The organism is Streptomyces coryli (assembly GCF_011044975.1).
Classification (GTDB): domain Bacteria; phylum Actinomycetota; class Actinomycetes; order Streptomycetales; family Streptomycetaceae; genus Streptomyces; species Streptomyces coryli.
The window spans coordinates 39,267-57,495 of record NZ_JAAKZV010000023.1; the positions used below are offsets into that span (position 1 = coordinate 39,267).

Sequence of the window (18,229 nt, forward strand, 5' to 3'; positions counted from 1 at the left end):
CTGGTGGGCGGAATATGTCGGCGAGACGGGTGAAGAGGGGCGCATGTACGGCTGGATCTGGCGTCATCTGCCGGGCAACGCATTTGTGCGCGCGATCATCTCGCTGGCGCTCGTTCTCGGCGTGGTCTATCTGCTCTTCCAGTACATCTTCCCGTGGGCGGAGCCGCTGCTTCCGTTCAACAACGTGACGGTGGACGAGGGGATGGGCGCCGCTACCGGAGGTGTCCCGCGATGAGCGCCCGCATTCTGGTCGTCGACAACTACGACAGCTTTGTCTTCAACCTGGTCCAGTACCTGTACCAGCTGGGCGCCGAGTGCGAGGTGCTGCGCAACGACGAGGTGGCGCCGCGGCATGCCGACGACGGCTTCGACGGTGTGCTGCTGTCGCCGGGTCCCGGGACGCCGGAGCAGGCGGGCGTCTGCGTGGACATGGTGCGCCACTGCGCCGCCGCCGGGGTGCCGGTCTTCGGCGTCTGCCTCGGCCTGCAGTCGATGGCGGTCGCGTACGGCGGCGTGGTCGGCCGCGCGCCGGAGCTGCTGCACGGCAAGACGTCGCTGGTCGAGCACGAGGGCGCGGGCGTCTTCCGTGGCCTGCCGTCTCCTTTTACGGCCACGCGCTACCACTCGCTCGCCGTGGACCCGGCCACCGTCCCCGACGAGCTGCAGGTCACCGCGCGGACCGAGGACGGCATCATCATGGGGCTGCGGCACCGTGATCTGCCGGTGGAGGGCGTGCAGTTCCACCCCGAGTCGGTGCTCAGCGAGTGGGGCCATCTGATGCTGGCCAACTGGCTCGAGGAGTGCGGCGACACCGCCGCGGTGGCCCGTTCGGCGGGCCTGGCCCCGGTGGTGGGCAAGGCGGCCGGGTGACCGAGGTGCGACCCGAGCACCCTGCCGACCCGCGAGCCCCGGAGGCGGATCCGCGCTACCGGGTGCAGCGCGATGTGCCGGGCCCCCGAGCCGGCGCGGACGGCGGCGACTCGGCCCACCGCGGCTTCCCGGACACGGGCGCGCTGGAGCAGGCGGTGGAGCACCTCGCGGACCCGCTCAGCGACCCGCTGCCCGGGCCGCACGGCGGCGGGACGGCTCCGGAGGCTGCCGGGCCGGCCCCGACCGCCGCGACGTCGGCGTGGTTCCGCCCCCACCTCGTACGCCGAGGGCAGCGGTTACACCTCGACCGCCCCGATTCCCGTCGTCGACGAGGCCGCCCTCGCGGGCGCCGTGGTCGACCTCGGACCCGAACCCGTCGAAGAAGAGCCCGCCCCCGCCCCCGCCCGTACCGGAGCCGGCGGCCGGGCCGCTCGGCGGAAGGCGGCCACCCGCAAGGCCAAGCAGCGGCGCAGCGCCGTCGCCAGCCACGTCATAGGCGAGGCCTTCATCACCATCGGCGTGCTGATGCTGCTCTTCGTCGCGTATCAGCTGTGGTGGACCAACGTGCTCGCCGGCAAGCAGGCCGGCGGCGAGAGCGACCGGCTGCAGAAGCAGTGGGAGCAGGGCGGCGGCGATCCCGACCGCAAGGCGGGGAGCTTCGAGCCCGGCGAGGGCTTCGCGATCATGTACATCCCGAAGCTCGATGTGAAGGTGCCGATCGCCGAGGGGATCGACAAGCACAAGGTCCTCGACCGCGGCATGGTCGGCCACTACGACAAGACGCCGCTGAAGACCGCGATGCCCTGGGACAAGAAGGGCAACTTCGCGGTGGCCGGGCACCGCAACACCCACGGCGAGCCGTTCCGGTACATCAACAAGCTCGATCCCGGTGACCCGGTTGTCGTAGAGACGAAGGACAAGTTCTACGTCTACAAGGTCGCCAGCACCCTCCCGTCCACGTCGCCGTCAAATACGGGAGTGATCAATCCCGTTCCGGACGACTCCGGCTTCACCAAGCCGGGCCGGTACGTGACGCTGACCACCTGCACGCCGGAATTCACCAGCAAGTACCGGCTGATCGTGTGGGGCAAGATGGTGGAGGAGCGTCCGCGCAGCAAGGGCAAGCCGGATGCGCTGGTGAAATGAGGGACCAACGCGTGACGGCGACGGAGTACGAGCAGGAGACGGGCAGCGGCGCCGGTGGCGGCCACCGGGCGCCGAAGCGCCGCGGCCGCGGGGTGCTCGCGACGGCGGTCGGCCTCTTCGGCGAGCTGCTGATCACCGCCGGCGTGCTCCTTGGCCTCTTCGTCGCGTACTCGCTGTGGTGGACCAACGTCCAGGCCGACCGCGAGGCGGGCAAGCAGGGCGACAAGCTGCGCGAGAACTGGGCCGACAAGCCCAGCGGCCCCGGCGCCCTGGACACCAAGGACGGCATCGGCTTCCTGCACGTACCGTCGATGAGCGGCAAGGACATCCTGGTCAAGAAGGGCACCAACCCCAAGGAGCTCAACGACGGGATCGCCGGCTACTACACCAAGCCGGTCAAGTCCGCGCTTCCCTGGGACGACAAGGGCAACTTCTCGCTGGCCGCGCACCGCGACGGCCACGGCGCCAAGTTCCACAACATCCACAAGATCGAGGACGGCGACCCGGTCGTCTTCGAGACCAAGGACAAGTGGTACGTCTACAAGGTCTTCGGCACGCTTCCGGAGACCTCGCGCTACAACACCGGCGTCATCGAGGACATCCCCAAGGGCTCGGGCAAGGACAAGGCGGGGCGCTACATCACCCTGACGACCTGCACCCCGATGTACACGTCGAAGCACCGCTTCATCGTGTGGGGCGAGCTGGTCCGTACGGAGAAGGTGGACGAGGACCGCACGCCGCCGCGGGAGCTGCGCTAGAGCCGGCAGCAGCGAGAACGACTGAGGGGCCGCCCGGATCCGGGCGGCCCCTCACTGCGTCTTCTCCGCTACGGCGCTACGGGAAGATCCCGCCGTCGTCCTCCCCGCCGTCGCCGCCGCCCGGTGAGGTCACGACGGTGACCACCTGGTTCTTCTTGATCGCGCTGTTCGGCGCCGGGTTGGTGGTGACCACCATCGAGTTGCCCTCGGTCGGGCCCTGGACCTTCACCTTCAGGCCGGCGCCGGTGAGGATCTGCCGGGCTTCGGAGAGGGTCTTGCCGGAGACGTCGGGGACCGTGGTGTCCTGCGGCGGGCGGGCGATCACGATGGTGACCGTGGCGCCCTCCTTGGCCTGCTGGCCGCCCGCGGGGTTCTGCCGGATGACGGAGTTCTCGACGTCCTCGGCCGACTCTTCGTCCTTGGTCGTGACGGTGAAGCCGGCTTCCTCCAGCTCCTTCTTCGCGGCCGGGGCGTCGTCGCCGGTGACGTCCGGCACATCGACCATCTTCTGCTCGGTGGAGACGGTGAGCGTGATGGTCGCGCCGTCGGGGGCCTTGCTGTTGCCGGTCGGGTTCTGGGCGGTCACCTGGCCCGGGGTGTCGGAGGCCGCACCGGTCTTCTTCTCGACCTTGAAGCCCTCGTCCTCTAGGGTCTCCTTGGCCGTCTCGAAGTCCTGGCCCATCACGCTCGGGACGACGATCTCCTTGGTGCCGGTGCAGACGGTGACGATGACCTCGTCGCCCTTCTTCACCTCGGTGCCGGAGGCCGGGCTCTGCTTGGTGACCTTGTTGACGTCGGCCTTGTCGCAGGTGCCGTTCTTGGCGTTCATGTCGAGCTCGGCCTTGTCGAGCTCGGCCTTGGCGCCGGCGCGGTTCATGCCCTCCACGTTCGGGACCGACACCTTGCCGTCCGTCGGGGTATCCCCGCCGAACAGCGACTTGCCGATGAAGATCGCGCCGACCAGCACCAGGATGCCCGCCAGCACCAGCAGCAGCGTCGAAAGACCGCCGCCGCGCTTCGGCGGCGGCTGGCGCCGGGACGCGCGGCCCTCGTAGCCCATGCCGCCGTCGTCGTCGCGGGTCGGCGGCAGCATCGAGGTGCGGTCGCCGTAGCCGCCCTGCGGGGACATCGCCTGGGTGGGGTGGTCGCCGCCGTAGCCGACCGCGCCCATGGCGGCCGTGGCCGCCGCGACCGGGGCGCCGTCGAGGCAGGCGTCGATGTCGGCGCGCATCTCGTCGGCGGACTGGTAGCGGTAGTCCGGGTCCTTGGTCAGCGCCTTCATCACGATGGCGTCCATTTCCGGAGTGATCTCCGGGTCGTAGACGCTGGGCGGCTGCGCTTCCTCGCGGACGTGCTGATACGCCACCGCCACCGGGGAGTCGCCGACGAACGGCGGCCGGTTGGTCAGCAGCTCGTAGATCAGGCAGCCGGTGGAGTACAGGTCGGACCGGGCGTCGACCTGCTCGCCCTTGGCCTGCTCGGGCGACAGATACTGCGCGGTGCCGATGACCGCCGCGGTCTGCGTCATCGTGACGCCGGCGTCGCCCATCGCGCGGGCGATGCCGAAGTCCATCACCTTGACCTGGCCGGTGCGCGTCAGCATGACGTTCGCCGGCTTGATGTCGCGGTGCACGATGCCGTTGCGGTGGGAGTACTCCAGCGCCTGCAGGATGCCGGTGGTCATCTCCATGGCGCGCTCGGGCAGCAGCTTGCGGCCGGAGTGCAGCAGCTCTCTGAGGGTCGAGCCGTCCACGTACTCCATCACGATGTACGGGATGGAGACGCCGTCGATGTAGTCCTCGCCGGTGTCGTAGACAGCGACGATGGCCGGGTGGTTCAGCGAGGCCGCGGACTGGGCCTCGCGGCGGAAGCGGGCCTGGAAGGACGGGTCGCGGGCCATGTCGGCGCGCAGCGTCTTCACGGCCACGGTACGTCCCAGGCGGGTGTCGTGGGCGAGGTAGACCTCGGCCATGCCGCCGCGGCCGAGCACCTGGCCCAGCTCGTACCGGCCGCCTAGGCGACGCGGCTCATCCATAGCTCTCTCTCCAGCCTCTGACTCTTGCGCGGCCGCGGCTCGCTCCGGCCTGATGGCAGTCTGCTGCTCGGCATACCGTACCCGCCGTGGATGGCGCCCCCGGAACATCGGCCACCGCCGATATCCGACCGGTATGGCGCTGTTCCAAGACCATGACAGACCGCCCGGGTACCCAGCCAGAAACCTACTTGCCCAGGACCGCCTGCATCACGCTCTTGGCGATGGGGGCGGCCAGGCCGCCGCCGGAGATGTCGTCGCGGTTGGCTGCCTGGTCCGATTCGATGACGACTGCTACGGCGACCTTCTTGCCGTCGGAGTCCTTGGCGTAGGAGATGAACCAGGCGTACGGGTTCAGCTTGTTGTTCTCGCCGTGCTGGGCGGTACCGGTCTTGCCACCGACCGTCATGCCCGGGATCCGGGCGTTGGTGCCGGTGCCGGCGGAGACCACGTTCTCCATCATGTCCTGCAGGTCGCGGGCGTGGTCCTCGGACATCGGCTCGCCGTACTCCTCCGGGTCCGCCTGCTCGACCACGTTGAGGTTCGGGGCGCGCAGCTCCTCGACCATGTACGGCTTCATCAGCTTGCCGTCGTTGGCGACGGACGAGGCGACCATGGCCATCTGCAGCGGGGTGGCGGTGACGGACGCCTGGCCGATGCCGCCCATGGCGTTCTGCGGCTTGTCCATCTCCGGGTAGAGGCTCTCGGCGGCACGCACCGGGGTGTCGACCTCGGCATCGTTGAAGCCGAACTTCGCGGCGTAGTTCCGCATCTCCTCGTTGCCGATCTGGTTGCTCAGATTGGCGTAGACCGTGTTGCAGGACCACTGGAGCGCGACCTTGAGGCTGGCGTTCTCGCACGGGTGGTTGCCGTCGTTGCCGAGGGTGTCGCTGGACAGCGGCAGCTTGAACGGGTCAGGGGAGTTCGTCTTCGCGTTGATGTCGTCGATCTTGCCGCTCTCCAGCGCCGCCGCCGACGTGACGACCTTGAAGGTCGAGCCGGGCGGGTAGCTCTCCTTCAGCGCCCGGTTCAGCATCGGCTTGTCCTTGTCCTTGTTGAGCTTCGTCCAGCGCTCGGAGTCCTTCTCGGAGTTTCCGGAGAACTCGGACGGGTCGTAGGACGGCGTCGACGCCAGCGCCTTGATGGCGCCGGTGGACGGGTCGAGGGCGACGACGGCGCCCTTGCGGTTGCCGAGGCCCTCGAAGGCGGCCTTCTGCGCCTTGGCGTCCAGCGAGGTGACGACGTCGCCGCCCTGCTGGTCCTTGCCGGTCAGCATGTCGATGGTGCGGTTGAAGAACAGCCGGTCGTCGGTGCCGGTGAGGATGCCGTCGTTGAGCTTCTCCAGCTGGTTGGCGCCGAAGGCCTGGGAGGCGTAGCCGGTGACGGGCGACCACATCGGGCCGTCGGTGTACGTGCGCTTGTACTCGAAGTCGCTGTCGGTGGTCTTCGTCGAGCCGGTGATCGGCTTGCCGTCGACGATGATGTTGCCGCGCGGCTGGCTGTAGCGCTCGATGGAGACCCGGCGGTTCTTGTCGTCCGTACGCAGCTCGTCGGCCTGGACGAACTGGACCCAGTTGACGCGGACCAGCAGCGCCATGACCAGCAGGCCGCAGAAAATGGCTACTCGGCGGAGAGGCTTGTTCATGAGGTACGGACCACCTGGGTCATCTCGGCGTCGGGGGACGGGGCCGGGGCAGGGGCCGGTCTGCGGGCGGTGTCGCTGATTCTGAGGAGGATCGCGACGAGTGCCCAGTTGGCGATGACGGAGGAGCCGCCCTGTGCGATGAACGGCAGGGCCTGGCCGGTGAGCGGGATGAGGCCCGTAACGCCGCCGATGACGACGAAGACCTGCAGCCCGAGGGCGCCGGCGAGGCCGACGGCGAGGAGCTTGCCGAACGGGTCGCGGGCGGCGAGTGCGGTGCGGATGCCGCGCTGCACGAGGAGCCCGTAGACCAGGATGATCGCCATGGAGCCGGCCAGGCCGAGCTCCTCGCCGATGGTGGCGAAGATGTAGTCGCTCTTGGCGGCGAAGCCGATGAGCCGGGAGAAGCCCTGGCCGAGGCCCGAACCGAGGACGCCGCCGGAGCCGAAGGCCCACATGGCCTGGGCGGGCTGGTCGGCGTTGCCGGTCTCGCGGACGGTCTTCATCGGGTCGAGCCAGTCCTCGACGCGGCTGTGCACATGCGGCTCGAAGGAGCCGACGACGACCGCGCCGACGATGGCGAGGGTGAGACCGAAGACGATCCAGCTGGTCCGCTCGGTGGCGACGTACAGCATGATCACGAAGAGGCCGAAGAACAGCAGCGAGGTGCCGAGATCGGTCTCGAAGACCAGGATCATCAGGGACATCGCCCAGATGACGAGGATCGGGCCGAGGTCGCGGCCGCGGGGGAGGTAAAGCCCCATGAAGCGGCGGGAGGCGAGCGCCAGGGCGTCGCGCTTGACCATCAGATACCCGGCGAAGAAGATCGCGATGACGATCTTCGCGAACTCACCGGGCTGCAGGGTGCCGACACCCGGGATCTGGATCCAGATGCGCGCGCCGTAGACCGAGTGCCCGATGCCAGGGACGATCGGCATGATCAGCAGCACCAGCGCCACCATCATGGAGATGTACGTGTAGCGCTGGAGCACGCGGTGGTCCTTCAGGAAGACCAGCACGGCGACGAAGAGCGCCAGGCCGAGCGTGGACCACATCAGCTGGGTCGGGGCGGCCTTGGTGGAGCCCAGCGACGGCTCCAGGTCCAGGCGCCACATCAGCACCAGGCCCATGCCGTTGAGCAGCGTGGCCAGCGGCAGCATCAGCGGGTCGGCGTACGGCGCGAACTTCCGCACCACCAGGTGCGCGACCGCGGCGAGGCAGCCGAGCCCGGCGGCGTATCCGAAGACGCCTGCCGGAACGGTTCCCTCTTTGGCGAGGCCGACGTTGATGTACGCGAAGATCGGGATCGCGACGGCGAAGATCAGCATCAGCAGCTCGGTGTTCCGCCTGCTGGGCAGGGAGCCGGAGCTGATGGTGGATGTATGTGTGCTGCTGCTCATAAGTGGACTGGGCCCTCCGGGGTCAAGACTTCGGGCACTGCCCGGCGAGCTTCTGCTGCTCATCGGTCAGCTCGGGGCCCTTCTTGTCCTCGCTGCGGGCGTGCTCCGCGAGGATCTTGCAGACCTCGGCCTGCTTGCCGAGGTCGCTGACCTTCTCCTGGGCCTGGGTGAGGTCGCCGACGGTGATGGCGTCCTCGACCTGCTTCTGCTGATAGGTCGGCAGGTACTTGAGTTCGATGTCGGGGTGGTCCTCGGAGACGTCCGACAGGTTGATCCAGGCGAGCTTCTGGTCCAGGCCCTGGTAGACCGCCACATGCTTGCCGTTGGCGCCCACGTAGTACTGGTCCTGGGTCCACTCGTAGCCCTTGTACGCGCCGAAGCCGAGCCCGCCCGCGATCACCGCGATGATCAGCCCGCGCTTGAGCCACTTGTAGCGCGCCGGTGGCTTGACGAAGTCCTCGTCGTTGTAGCCCAGCCCGTACGGATCGGCCTCACCGGGGGCCGGCGGGCCGAAGCCGCCGCCCTGCGGCGGGACCGGGCGGCCGAGCTGGCTGGCGCGGGCCGCAGGGGTGGACGGGCCCTCCTGCAGCTGCTGCTGGTTCTCGGCGACGGCGCCCACGACGACCGGGGTGTCGTTGAGCTGCCCGGCGAGGGTGTCGTTGTCGTCGACGTCGACGACGTCGGCGATGATCACCGTGATGTTGTCGGGGCCGCCGCCGCGCAGCGCGAGCTGGATCAGCTCCTGCACGGTCTCGTGCGGGCCCTGGTAGCTGGCGAGGGTGTCCTCGATGGTCTGGTCGGTCACGACGGACGAGAGCCCGTCGGAGCAGATCAGATAACGGTCGCCGGCCCGCACCTCGCGGATGGACAGGTCCGGCTCGACGTGGTCGCCGGAGCCGAGGGCCCGCATCAGCAGCGACCGCTGCGGGTGCGTGGTGGCCTCTTCCTCCGTAATCCGGCCCTCGTCGACAAGGCGCTGCACCCAGGTGTGGTCCTGCGTGATCTGGGTCAGCTGCCCGTCGCGCAGCAGATAAGCCCGCGAGTCGCCTACGTGCACGAGCCCGAGCCGCTGTCCGGTCCACAGCAGGGCGGTGAGCGTGGTGCCCATGCCCTCGAGCTGCGGGTCCTCCTCGACCATGTCGCGGAGCTGGTCGTTCGCCCGCTCCACGGCGGTGCCGAGGGACGTCAGGATGTCGGAGCCCGGGATGTCCTCGTCGAGCTGGACGATCGTGGAGATCACCTCGGACGAGGCGACCTCGCCGGCCGCCTGTCCGCCCATGCCGTCGGCGACCGCGAGCAGTCGCGGTCCGGCGTATCCCGAGTCCTCGTTGTGCTCGCGGATCATGCCGTCGTGGGATCCGGCCGCAAAGCGCAGGGAAAGGCTCATGCGCACCTCGCCCGTCGGCTCCGGGTACATCCGCATGGTGCCCACCCTCCGGTCATGGTCAGTCTTACTTCCGCAGCTCGATGACGGTCTTGCCGATTCTGATCGGCGTGCCCGGCGCCAGCGGCTGCGGGGTCGTCAGTCGGGTCCGGTCGAGATACGTGCCGTTCGTGGACCCGAGGTCCTCGACGATCCAGCGGCCGCTCTGGTCCGGATAGATCCTGGCATGCCGCGAGGACGCGTAGTCGTCGTCCAGCACGATCGTCGAATCATGTGCCCGTCCGAGGGTGATGGTCTGCCCCTGGAGGCTGACGGTCGTACCCGTGAGCGAGCCCTCGGTGATGACGAGCTTGGTGGGCGCACCCCGCGAGGCGCGGCGGCCGCGGTCGCGCTGCGGCGCCTGCTGGGCGGCCTGCTGCGGTGCCTGGCGCGGCTGGGCGCGGCCGGCCCGCTGGGTCACCCGGGTGCCGAACAGGTCGCTGCGGATGACCTGGACGGCCACGATGACGAACAGCCACAGTACGGCGAGGAACCCCAGCCGCATGACCGTGAGGGTCAGCTCTGACATCGGCTGCTCTTCACCCTTCGGCTTGCCGGTAAATGACGGTGGTGCTCCCCACGACGATGCGGGAGCCGTCGCGGAGCGTAGCGCGGGTGGTGTGCTGCCCGTCCACCACGATGCCGTTTGTGGATCCGAGGTCCTGCACCGCGGCGCCGCCGTCGGAAGCGCGGATTTCGCAGTGCCGCCGGGAAACTCCGGGGTCATCGATGCGTACGTCGGCCTCGGTGGAGCGGCCGAGAACGAGCGAGTTCCCGGCGATCTGGTGACGAACGCCATTGATCTCGACCCAGCGGCGGGCCTGCCCGGCGGGGGCCCCGCGGCCGCCGCCCGGCGGGGGCGCGGAGGGCATCGCGGGCGGCTGCTGGGGCTGTGCCGGGGCGCCCGCCCCGTAGCCGCCGTAACCGCCGCCGCGGGGCGCGGCTCCTGCCTGCTGGGCCTGCGGGGCCTGGGAGTGGCTGCCCGCCAAGGTGCGGCTGCGCACCCGGTACAGGCCGGTGTCGAGGTCCTCGGCCTTCTCCAGGTGAACCTTTATCGGCCCCATGAAGGTGTAGCGCTGCTGCTGGGCGTAGTCCCTGACCATGCTCGCGAGCTCCTGGCCGAGCTGGCCGGAGTACGGGGCGAGGCGGTCGTAGTCGGGCGCCGACAGCTCGACGATGAAGTCGTTGGGGACGACGGTGCGCTCGCGGTTCCAGATGGTGGCGTTGTTGTCGCACTCGCGCTGCAGCGCTCCTGCGATCTCGACCGGCTGCACCTCGGACTTGAACACCTTGGCGAAGGTGCCGTTCACGAGACCCTCGAGCCGCTGCTCAAACTTCTTCAGTACTCCCACGGGGCACCTCCTTCCGTCGAGACCTTCGGCTCCCGGTCTTCGAACGTCCTGTTCGTACTGTTCCTCGTACTGGCTACTGATCGTATCCACGCGCGGGGGAATCAGGTGGTTCCCTGCTCCCGCCCGCCAGGTAGGTGTCATCCCTCTCACACCGCCCGGCCACAGTCCCACTGGGATGGTAAAGGCGCGTACGTCCAGTGTCCCGCACCCGTGGGGCGCTGTGGTCCCTGTGCTCCCGCGCCTGAGGTCCTCCCCGGTCGGGGCCTGGCCAAACGGATGTGATTCCACCCCCGGCACCGTGCTAATCTTCTTGATGTCGCCAGGCGCACAGCCGAGCGACACACCCAATGCGCGGGTGGCGGAATAGGCAGACGCGCTGGATTCAGGTTCCAGTGCCCGAAAGGGCGTGGGGGTTCAACTCCCCCCTCGCGCACACAGGCAAGACCCCCGGTCCTCGGACCGGGGGTCTTTGCGTTGTCCGGACATGCGGAGGGGCCGGGTCCCGGGTAGGAAGGACCTGTGAGTACGACGAAGTGGGTCATGCCGGTTGATAAGGGGCGGGTCACGGCGAAGTACCGGAAGCCCGGGGCCTGGGCGGCCGGGTTTCACACCGGGGTGGACTTCGGGGTGCCTACGGGGACGCCGGTGAAGGCGGTCGGGCCCGGGACCGTGGTGACGGCCGGGTGGGACAACGCGTACGGGAACTATGTCGTGCTGAAGATGGCGGACGGGCTGTTCACGCTGTACGCGCATATGAGCCAGCTCGGGGTCGGCAGCGGCCAGGCCGTCGGCGGCGGTACGCAGCTGGGGCTCTCCGGGGCCACCGGGAACGTCACCGGGCCGCATCTGCACTTCGAGGCGCGGACGGCCAATCGCTATCACGGGCATACGGATCCCATGGCGTACCTCGCCGGGCACGGGGTCGCGCGGGCGAAGCGGAGCACGGCCCGTAAGACGGCTGCCAAGAAGGTCACCGCCAAGAAGGCCACGGCCAGGAAGGTCGCCGCTAAGAAGGCGCCCGCCAAGCGGCCCGCCACCTACACCGTCAAGGCCGGGGACACCCTCTCCGGCATCGCGCTCGCCAAGCTGGGGGCCGCCCGGCGGTATCTGGAGATCGCCCGGCTCAACGGGATCGCGAACCCCGATGCGATCAGCGCCGGGCAGCGGCTGAAGCTGCCGCAGGGCTAGCCCTGGCGGTGGTGCACATAGGCCGGGGTCCGTTCCGTCGTGTCGTAGTAGCGGTGGAAGACCGGCGTCGCGGAGCCGGACAGTGGCGGCACGATCCAGGACCAGTCGGCGCTGGTCGCGCGGCCGCGGCGGGCCTCGCGCTCGATGTGGGCGAGGAAGCGTTCGGACTCGGTGTGGTGGTCGGTGATCGTGACGCCGGCGCGGTCGAAGGAGTGCAGGACGGCGCGGTTGAGTTCGACCAGGGCGCGGTCCTTCCACAGGGAGCGGTGGGTGGTGGTGTCCAGGCCGAGGTGGGCGGCGATGACCGGGAGCAGGTTGTAGCGGTCGGCGTCGGCGAGGTTGCGGGCGCCGATCTCGGTGCCCATGTACCAGCCGTTGAAGGGGGCCGCCGGGTAGCAGAGGCCGCCGATCTCCAGGCACATGGAGGAGATGGCGGGGACGGCGTGCCAGCGCAGGGCCGGGAAGTCCGGCAGGTCGGGGTGGGTGATGGAGACCTCGAGTACGGCGTCCGGCGGAAGCTCGTAGCAGCGGGGCAGTCGCGGGGGCGACTCGATGACCAGGGGGAGTACGTCGAAGTCGGTGCCCGCGCCGCCCTGCCAGCCGAGGGCGAGGGCGGTGGCGGTGATGCCGGCGTTCATGGGGTCTCCCCTGCTCGAGCGAAGCCGAGAGCTTGGGGAAGGGTCGCCGTGGCCCGGGCCGTAGCCGGCGTAGCGGATCAGCTGCTCGTTGCGGATTCGCGGGCCCGGGCGGCCGGGGCGGTCCGGGGCGAAGACCGTGATCAGCGGGCGGATGCGGCCGCCGTTGGTGGCCTCGCGGAGGTGGGCCGCGCACTCCAGTGCGACGCGGGCCGGCTCGTTGACGTGGCGGCGGTCGCGGACGCGCAGTGAGCGCCAGTACAGGCGGCCGATGCAGCGGTTGCTGTTCCGCCAGGCGAGGCGGGCGCCGTAGGCCAGCTCGGCGGCGGTGTGGGTGTACGTGCCGGTGGCCGCGATCTCCGCCCGGATCGCGGCGAGGCGGTCCCCGGGCCCGGCGGCGGCCTCCTCCTCCGCGGCGTACTGGAGCAGGAAGTCCTCGGCCTGCTCGGTGAGTTCGGCGTCCGCGGGTCGTACGGCGGTCGTCGGTTGCACGGCGCACCCCCTGGCCGGGTGACGGTCCGCGGGCCGGCTCCCGACGAGCGGCCCGCGGAGCCGTTCAGCTCGATGCGAAGTGGCTTACCCGGCAGGTGAATAGATCCACCGTCGTATGCGGAGTGAATGTGCCGGAGGCGGTTGCTCCCGGGCCGGGTGGGGAGGGGGTGGCGGCCGATCCCTCGACGGCCGCCACCCGGTCCGTGCCCGGCCTGCGGTCAGTCCGCCAGCGGCATCCGGTGGACGCCGCCGAATTCGGTGCCCGCGTACAGCGAGCGGCCGTCGGTGGCCAGCGACAGCACGTTGGTGTTCTGCAGGCCGGCGGAGACGTTGTGCCAGGTCCGGCCGCCGTCCGTCGAGCGCAGCACCCCGCGGCCGTCGTGCGGCGGCTCGCCCGGCACCCAGCGGTGGGTCGTCGCGGCGTACCAGGCGCCGTCCGCCCGGATGAGGTCGGCGGCCTGGACGCGCAGGCCGCCGGTCTCCGCCTTGTGCAGGGTGCGGCCGCGGTCGGTGCTGTAGCGCAGCCCGTTGCCGCCGATGATCATGCGGTCGCCGGCGAAGCCGATCGTCGTAACCTCGGTGTCCGACCGCTTGTGCAGGGTGGCGCCGAAGTCGTCCGAGTAGTACAGCCCGTTCAGGCCGCCGACCCAGATACGGCCGGGGTCGTCGGGGTCCGCCTCCAGGGCCTGGATGTAGTCGTTGTGGTGGCGGGACTTCCAGTGGTCGCCGCCGTCCGTGGTGGTGTAGATGCCGACGGCGTCGGGGCGGGTGTAGCCGACCGCCACCTGGTCCGGGTCGTCCGGGTCGACCAGCAGCGAGGTTGCCCGGCCGTCGAGCCGGCCCCGGTCCTGCCAGGTCCGGCCGGCGTCGTCGCTGCGCTGCAGCAGCAGGCCGCCGATGCCCTCCAGGGTCCGCCAGACGATCTTCGGGTCCTTCGGGTACGCCGCCAGCTCCGACACCGCGGCGCCGGTGGTGCCCTCGTACTCGGCCGCGCCCCACTCCGGGCTGCGGGCGGGCAGGTCGGTGCGGTACGTACCGGAGGCCGTGGCCGCGAGCAGCCCGCCGCCGGTGGCTGCGAGGGCCGGGACGCTCTCGCCCTGGACGCCGAGGCGGTCGAAGCCGTCGCCGGCCGGGCGGTAGCTGCCGGGTGAGGCGGTGACCGTGTACGAGCCGTTCCAGCGGTCGTAGTCGAAGACGACCGCGTTGCTGCTCGGCTTGGGGACCGTGGTCCAGGTCTTGCCGGCGTCCGTGCTGAGCTCGGCGCCGCCGCTGAGCTTGTCGTAGTGGATGCCGCCGTCGGCGACCTTCAGCAGGCCCCAGCCGTTGCCGGGGCGGTGCGCCCAGGTGCGGCCGCCGTCCGCGCTGATGTGCACGCCGCCGGACTTGCCCTGCACCTTCACGGCCACCAGGCCGTCGTCGGCGTCGAAGCCGCTGAGCCGGGAGGAGCTGTCGGCGGTGTAGATCCTCTCGGCGGGCTGCGGGGAGGCGCCGGACATGCCGCGTACGACCCAGGCGCTCTGGCCGGACCAGAAATAGAGATCGTCGCCACCGAAGGCGATGTCGGCGACGTCGCCCGGGAGTCCGACGTCCTCGGCCGCCCAGGTCTCGCCGGCGTCCCGGCTGACGTGCAGGGCGCCGTCGGCCTGCGCCACCAGCACCTTCGTGTCGCGGTCGGCGACGAGGTCCGAGTAGTCGGCGTCGGGGGTGTTCAGGCGCTGCCAGGTGCGGCCGTTGTCGTCGGTGCGCATGATGCCGCCGGAGCGCACGGTCCAGTTGGACGCGGCGACGGTGGACCACCAGCGCTTCGGGTTGTCCTTGTCGATGACGAAGGACGAGTCCTTCACGCCCACGCCCATGAACGGGGTGTGGCTCTGCTGCTTCCAGCTCTCGCCGCCGTCGGTGGTGAGCCAGCCGCCGGCCACGCCGTACTGGCTGATCACCGCCTGCTTGTCGGCGGACGGGGCCGGAGTGAGCTCGCCGGAGGAGCTGTTGGGGCCGATGGGCTGCCACTCGCCGCCGTCGCCGGGCGGGGCGGGCGCGGCGACCTCGAAGCCGCTCTCGCCGTACTGGCGCATGCCGGTGTCCGTGGTGGCCCGGGCGGTGATGCGGTACGTGCCCGCGCGCTCGCCCTTGAGGTCGGCGGCGAGGTAGTAGTGCGGGTCGCCGGTGGTCTTGGTCGGCGTCGTGTACGGGCGGGCGTGCGGCGGGTCGATGGTCAGGGTGGGCGGGGACTTGAGGGCGGTCGGGCTGTAGACGTAGACGTCCGTGGGGCCGTGGGTCGGGTCCGGGGTGGCGTCGATGTACAGCGGGGCGGAGTCGAGGAGGTACGGGACCGTGAGGCCGGGCGTCTTGTCGCCCGCCGGGTCGACGGTGACCGCGCCGGAGAAGTGGACGGTGCTGCCCTCCGGGCGCTCGGTCCGTATCCGCAGCCGGACCTGGGTGGTGCCGTGGGCGGGGACCGCGACCGTACGCGGGGAGACGGTCGCGCCCTTGCCGGATACCGAGGTGCGGCCGGTGACCGTCTTGTCGCCCGGGTTGTGGAGGGTGACCGTCTGCTCGCCGGAGACCGTGCGGCCGTCCATGTGCGGCAGCCGGAAGGAGACGGTGGCGGGGGCCGCGGTGAGCGCGGCGTCGGCGGCCGCCGGGACGTCGAGGCGGCCGGCGCCCTGGGCGAGGCGGTCGGTGTCCTTGAGCTGCTTCGCGGAGCCGATCAGGGCCGCGGAGAGGTCGGTCGCCTTGCGGTCGGGGTGCAGCTGGTGCAGCAGCGCGGCCGAGGCGGCGACGAGGGGGGAGGCCATGGAGGTGCCGGAGAGGCGCTGGATCCCGGTCCGGTAGATCGACTTGGGGACGGCGCTGCGTATCTCCACGCCGGGGGCGACGATGTCGGGCTTCATGCCGAGGCCGTAGTCCGGGCCACGGGAGGAGAAGGAGGCGATCTCGTCGGTGGAGTCTCGGCCGGAGAGGGTCAGCTGCTGGTCCGTACCGGCCATGGCGGCCAGGTCCTGGCCCTGGAAGCGGTCGACGCCGAGGACCGGGAGGCGGTCCATGCGGTAGTCGTCGCCGGAGCCCTGGGTGGCGGAGTCGGCGGGGATGCGGACGCTCTCGTGCTTCGTGTCGGGCTCCTCGGCGGTCACCGGGCCGCCGCCTCCGCCCGCGCCGCCGATCAGCGCGTGGGCGCCGCGCTTCTCGGCTTCCTGGTAGACGGTCTGGTCCTCGCCGGACAGGCCCTCGGGCGAGGTGGCCGGCGGGAAGGCGTACAGGACGAACTTGCCGCGCACATCGCCCGCTTGCTCCCACTCCTCCGGGCTGCCGGCGCCGATGCTGACGACCTTGCCGCTGACCGTTCCGGCGGGCGGGTTCGCGGAGGCCACGCCGCGGTACGTGTCCAGCTTCTCGCCCGCGTAGCGCAGCTCGGGGACGCGGATGCCGCTGGTCGAGGCGCCGACGGCGATGACGCCGCGGGCGGCGGCCGGGCTGCCGACGGTGTACGGGCCCGGGCCCTGGTTGCCGGCGGCGGCGACCACGACGACGCCCGCGTCGACGGCCGCGGCGGCGGCTTTGCCGAGCGGGTCGGTGCCGTCGCCCGGGCCGCCGACGCTGAGGTTGATGACGTCGGCGCGGTGCGGGTTGGCCGGGTCGGCGGCGGCCTCGATGCCGGCGATGACGGCGGAGGTGTCGCCGTAGCCGTCGGCGTCCATGGCTTTGTACGCGGTGAGTTGGGCGTCCGGGGCGGCGCCGGTGACGCCCTTGTCCGCGTCGCTCCCTTCGGCCGCCTTTCCGGCGATGATGCCGGCGACGTGGGTGCCGTGCCGGTTGTCGTCCATCGGGTCGCCGTCGTTGTTGACGAAGTCGTGGCCCGCGACCACCTTGTGGCCCTCGCCGAAACCGCCGCCGAGGTCGGGGTGGGTGTAGTCGATGCCGGAGTCGACGACGGCGACGGTGGTGCCCTTGCCGGTGGCCTTCGACCCGTCGGGGGCATCCCGCTTCCAGACCTCGGGGACGCCGGTGAGCTGCTGCGCGTCGGTGTCCTGGACCCGTATGCGGGTGTCGGGGCGGACGGACTTCACGCCGGGCAGGGCACGCAGCTTCGCCACGTCACCGGCCGAAGGGACCGTCATCGCGACGGCGTTGAGGAGGAGACCGAGCTTGCGTACAGCCTTGGGCTCGACTCCCTTGTCCGCGGCCGCGTCGAGGAGGTCGCTCTGATCGGCGGTGACCTTGCGCCGCTCGGCCTTCACGTCGGCGGCGCGGGCGTCCTGGGGCGCGCCCGGTGCGGACTTGAGGGCGGCGTCGCCGGTGAGTTCGACGATGACGCGCTGCTTGCCGCCCGCGTCGGCGGCCCCGGGTTGCGGGGCGGCGACGGCCGGGGCGCCGAGCAGGGCCGCCAGTACGGCTGTGGTGAGCCCGTACGTCAGAGGTCTGCGATGCGAAGGGTCCATGCCGAAGTTCCTAATTGGCATGGACAAGGCCAGGCAACGATTCCCGGTGGCCCATTGCTGCCGCTGGCACGGGTGGGCCAGGATCGGCCGCTGTGACCGGTGATCTGGCTGCGGTGGGCATAGACCCCTTTGACGAGGCGGTTTACCGCGCGGTGCTGGCCCGCAACAGCGCCGCTCCCGCGGAACTGGCCGACGAACTCGACTGCTCGGCGGACCGCGCCGCCCGCGCGCTGTCCCGGCTGCACGACGCGGGCCTGGTCGGGCGGCTGGCGGGGGCCCGGCGCCGGTACGCCGCGATCGAGCCGCAGGCGGCGGTGGAGGCGCTGGTACGGGCACGGGCGGGCGAGCTGGACCGGGTCCGGCAGGCGGCGGCGGAGCTGTCGCGGGTCTTCGACGCGGCGCACAGCGGCGGGCTGACGGAGGAGGTCGAGTTCGTCACGGGGCGCGAGGCGCTGGGGCGCTGGTTCGTACGGCTGCAGCAGGAGGCCCGGGGCGAGGTCCGCACCCTGGACCGGCCACCGTACGCACTGACGACGGCGAACCCGGTGGAGGCCAGCGCGCTGAGGCGGGGTGTGCGGTATCGCGCGGTCTATGCCCCGGAGGCGCTGGAGTGGCCGGGTGTGCTGGACGACATCCGCTCACTGGTGGCGCGGGGCGAGGAGGCGCGGGTGCTGCCGGGTTTGCGGGTGAAGCTGGCGATCGCGGACGACCAGCTGGCGTTGATGCCGCTGTCGCTGGAGCTGGACCTGACGGACGTACGGGCGGCGCTGATCCGGCCGTCGGCGCTGCTGGATGCGCTGATCGATTATTGGGAGCTGGCGTGGCGGCAGGGGGCGCCGCTGGGGGGTCTGA

General features: G+C 70.8%; 14 protein-coding genes and 1 tRNA gene. 7 read left to right on the forward strand and 8 right to left on the reverse strand.

Annotated elements, in window-relative coordinates:
• Positions 1-43 precede the first annotated feature (43 nt).
• From G5C51_RS08400 to G5C51_RS08415, 4 genes are all read left to right on the forward strand, one after another.
• On the forward strand, positions 44-235 hold the full coding sequence (locus tag G5C51_RS08400) for a hypothetical protein (protein WP_165234253.1): 192 nt from the start codon (positions 44-46) through the stop codon (positions 233-235).
• Complete coding sequence (locus G5C51_RS08405) at positions 232-870, forward strand: aminodeoxychorismate/anthranilate synthase component II (protein WP_165234256.1); 639 nt, start codon at positions 232-234, stop codon at positions 868-870. Before G5C51_RS08400 ends, G5C51_RS08405 begins: the two co-directional genes overlap by 4 nt.
• Positions 871-1,221: 351 nt before the next feature.
• A complete protein-coding gene (locus G5C51_RS42900) occupies positions 1,222-2,016 on the forward strand; it encodes a class E sortase (protein WP_420824790.1) in 795 nt (264 codons plus the stop codon).
• A 92-nt stretch (positions 2,017-2,108) separates the two neighbouring features.
• Positions 2,109-2,774, forward strand: a complete 666-nt coding sequence (locus G5C51_RS08415; protein WP_420824791.1) for a class E sortase — start codon at positions 2,109-2,111, stop codon at positions 2,772-2,774.
• A gap of 76 nt (positions 2,775-2,850) precedes the next feature.
• On the opposite strand, the gene pknB is transcribed toward G5C51_RS08415, so the two are convergent.
• The 6 genes from pknB to G5C51_RS08445 form a co-directional block, all read right to left on the reverse strand.
• Positions 2,851-4,809 carry a Stk1 family PASTA domain-containing Ser/Thr kinase gene (gene pknB, locus G5C51_RS08420; RefSeq protein WP_165234265.1) on the reverse strand — a complete coding sequence of 653 codons (1,959 nt, stop codon included), beginning with the start codon at positions 4,807-4,809 and terminating at the stop codon, positions 2,851-2,853.
• Positions 4,810-4,993: 184 nt separating this feature from the next.
• Positions 4,994-6,451 (reverse strand): peptidoglycan D,D-transpeptidase FtsI family protein, encoded by a 1,458-nt coding sequence (locus G5C51_RS08425; RefSeq protein WP_165234268.1) that lies wholly within the window; start codon positions 6,449-6,451, stop codon positions 4,994-4,996.
• Positions 6,448-7,848 (reverse strand): FtsW/RodA/SpoVE family cell cycle protein, encoded by a 1,401-nt coding sequence (locus G5C51_RS08430; RefSeq protein ID WP_165234271.1) that lies wholly within the window; start codon positions 7,846-7,848, stop codon positions 6,448-6,450. Before G5C51_RS08430 ends, G5C51_RS08425 begins: the two co-directional genes overlap by 4 nt.
• A 22-nt stretch (positions 7,849-7,870) precedes the next feature.
• On the reverse strand, positions 7,871-9,271 hold the full coding sequence (locus G5C51_RS08435) for a Stp1/IreP family PP2C-type Ser/Thr phosphatase (protein WP_165234274.1): 1,401 nt from the start codon (positions 9,269-9,271) through the stop codon (positions 7,871-7,873).
• Positions 9,272-9,299: 28 nt separating this feature from the next.
• Entirely contained in the window at positions 9,300-9,800 is a 501-nt protein-coding gene (locus tag G5C51_RS08440; protein ID WP_165234277.1) for an FHA domain-containing protein FhaB/FipA, read from the reverse strand.
• A 10-nt stretch (positions 9,801-9,810) separates the two neighbouring features.
• On the reverse strand, positions 9,811-10,623 hold the full coding sequence (locus G5C51_RS08445) for an FhaA domain-containing protein (RefSeq protein WP_165234280.1): 813 nt from the start codon (positions 10,621-10,623) through the stop codon (positions 9,811-9,813).
• Positions 10,624-10,972: 349 nt separating this feature from the next.
• On the opposite strand from G5C51_RS08445, the gene G5C51_RS08450 reads away from it, so the two are divergent.
• Both G5C51_RS08450 and G5C51_RS08455 read left to right on the forward strand, forming a co-directional pair.
• Positions 10,973-11,056, forward strand: a tRNA-Leu gene (locus G5C51_RS08450).
• Between the two features lie 107 nt (positions 11,057-11,163).
• A complete protein-coding gene (locus G5C51_RS08455) occupies positions 11,164-11,811 on the forward strand; it encodes a M23 family metallopeptidase (RefSeq protein WP_165234283.1) in 648 nt (215 codons plus the stop codon).
• On the opposite strand, the gene G5C51_RS08460 is transcribed toward G5C51_RS08455, so the two are convergent.
• The gene (locus G5C51_RS08460) at positions 11,808-12,938 is read right to left on the reverse strand and encodes a nitric oxide synthase oxygenase (protein ID WP_165234286.1); all 1,131 of its coding nucleotides are present in this window, start codon (positions 12,936-12,938) and stop codon (positions 11,808-11,810) included. The two genes, G5C51_RS08455 and G5C51_RS08460, sit on opposite strands and share 4 nt — an antisense overlap.
• Positions 12,939-13,156: 218 nt before the next feature.
• Positions 13,157-17,377 (reverse strand): S8 family serine peptidase, encoded by a 4,221-nt coding sequence (locus G5C51_RS08465; protein WP_165234289.1) that lies wholly within the window; start codon positions 17,375-17,377, stop codon positions 13,157-13,159.
• Positions 17,378-17,469: 92 nt separating this feature from the next.
• Here G5C51_RS08465 and G5C51_RS08470 point away from each other — a divergent pair.
• A partial coding sequence (locus G5C51_RS08470; protein ID WP_165234292.1) for a helix-turn-helix domain-containing protein occupies positions 17,470-18,229 on the forward strand: 760 nt, incomplete at its 3' end.

Bases quoted from the DNA above. Each gene is read 5' to 3' on its own strand.
- G5C51_RS08400 (WP_165234253.1), top strand. From the start codon at position 44: ATGTACGGCTGGATCTGGCGTCATCTGCCGGGCAACGCATTTGTGCGC.
- G5C51_RS08405 (WP_165234256.1), top strand. From the start codon at position 232: ATGAGCGCCCGCATTCTGGTCGTCGACAACTACGACAGCTTTGTCTTC.
- pknB (WP_165234265.1), bottom strand. From the start codon at position 4,809: ATGGATGAGCCGCGTCGCCTAGGCGGCCGGTACGAGCTGGGCCAGGTG.
- G5C51_RS08425 (WP_165234268.1), bottom strand. From the start codon at position 6,451: ATGAACAAGCCTCTCCGCCGAGTAGCCATTTTCTGCGGCCTGCTGGTC.
- G5C51_RS08430 (WP_165234271.1), bottom strand. From the start codon at position 7,848: ATGAGCAGCAGCACACATACATCCACCATCAGCTCCGGCTCCCTGCCC.
- G5C51_RS08435 (WP_165234274.1), bottom strand. From the start codon at position 9,271: ATGCGGATGTACCCGGAGCCGACGGGCGAGGTGCGCATGAGCCTTTCC.
- G5C51_RS08440 (WP_165234277.1), bottom strand. From the start codon at position 9,800: ATGTCAGAGCTGACCCTCACGGTCATGCGGCTGGGGTTCCTCGCCGTA.
- G5C51_RS08455 (WP_165234283.1), top strand. From the start codon at position 11,164: ATGCCGGTTGATAAGGGGCGGGTCACGGCGAAGTACCGGAAGCCCGGG.
- G5C51_RS08465 (WP_165234289.1), bottom strand. From the start codon at position 17,377: ATGGACCCTTCGCATCGCAGACCTCTGACGTACGGGCTCACCACAGCC.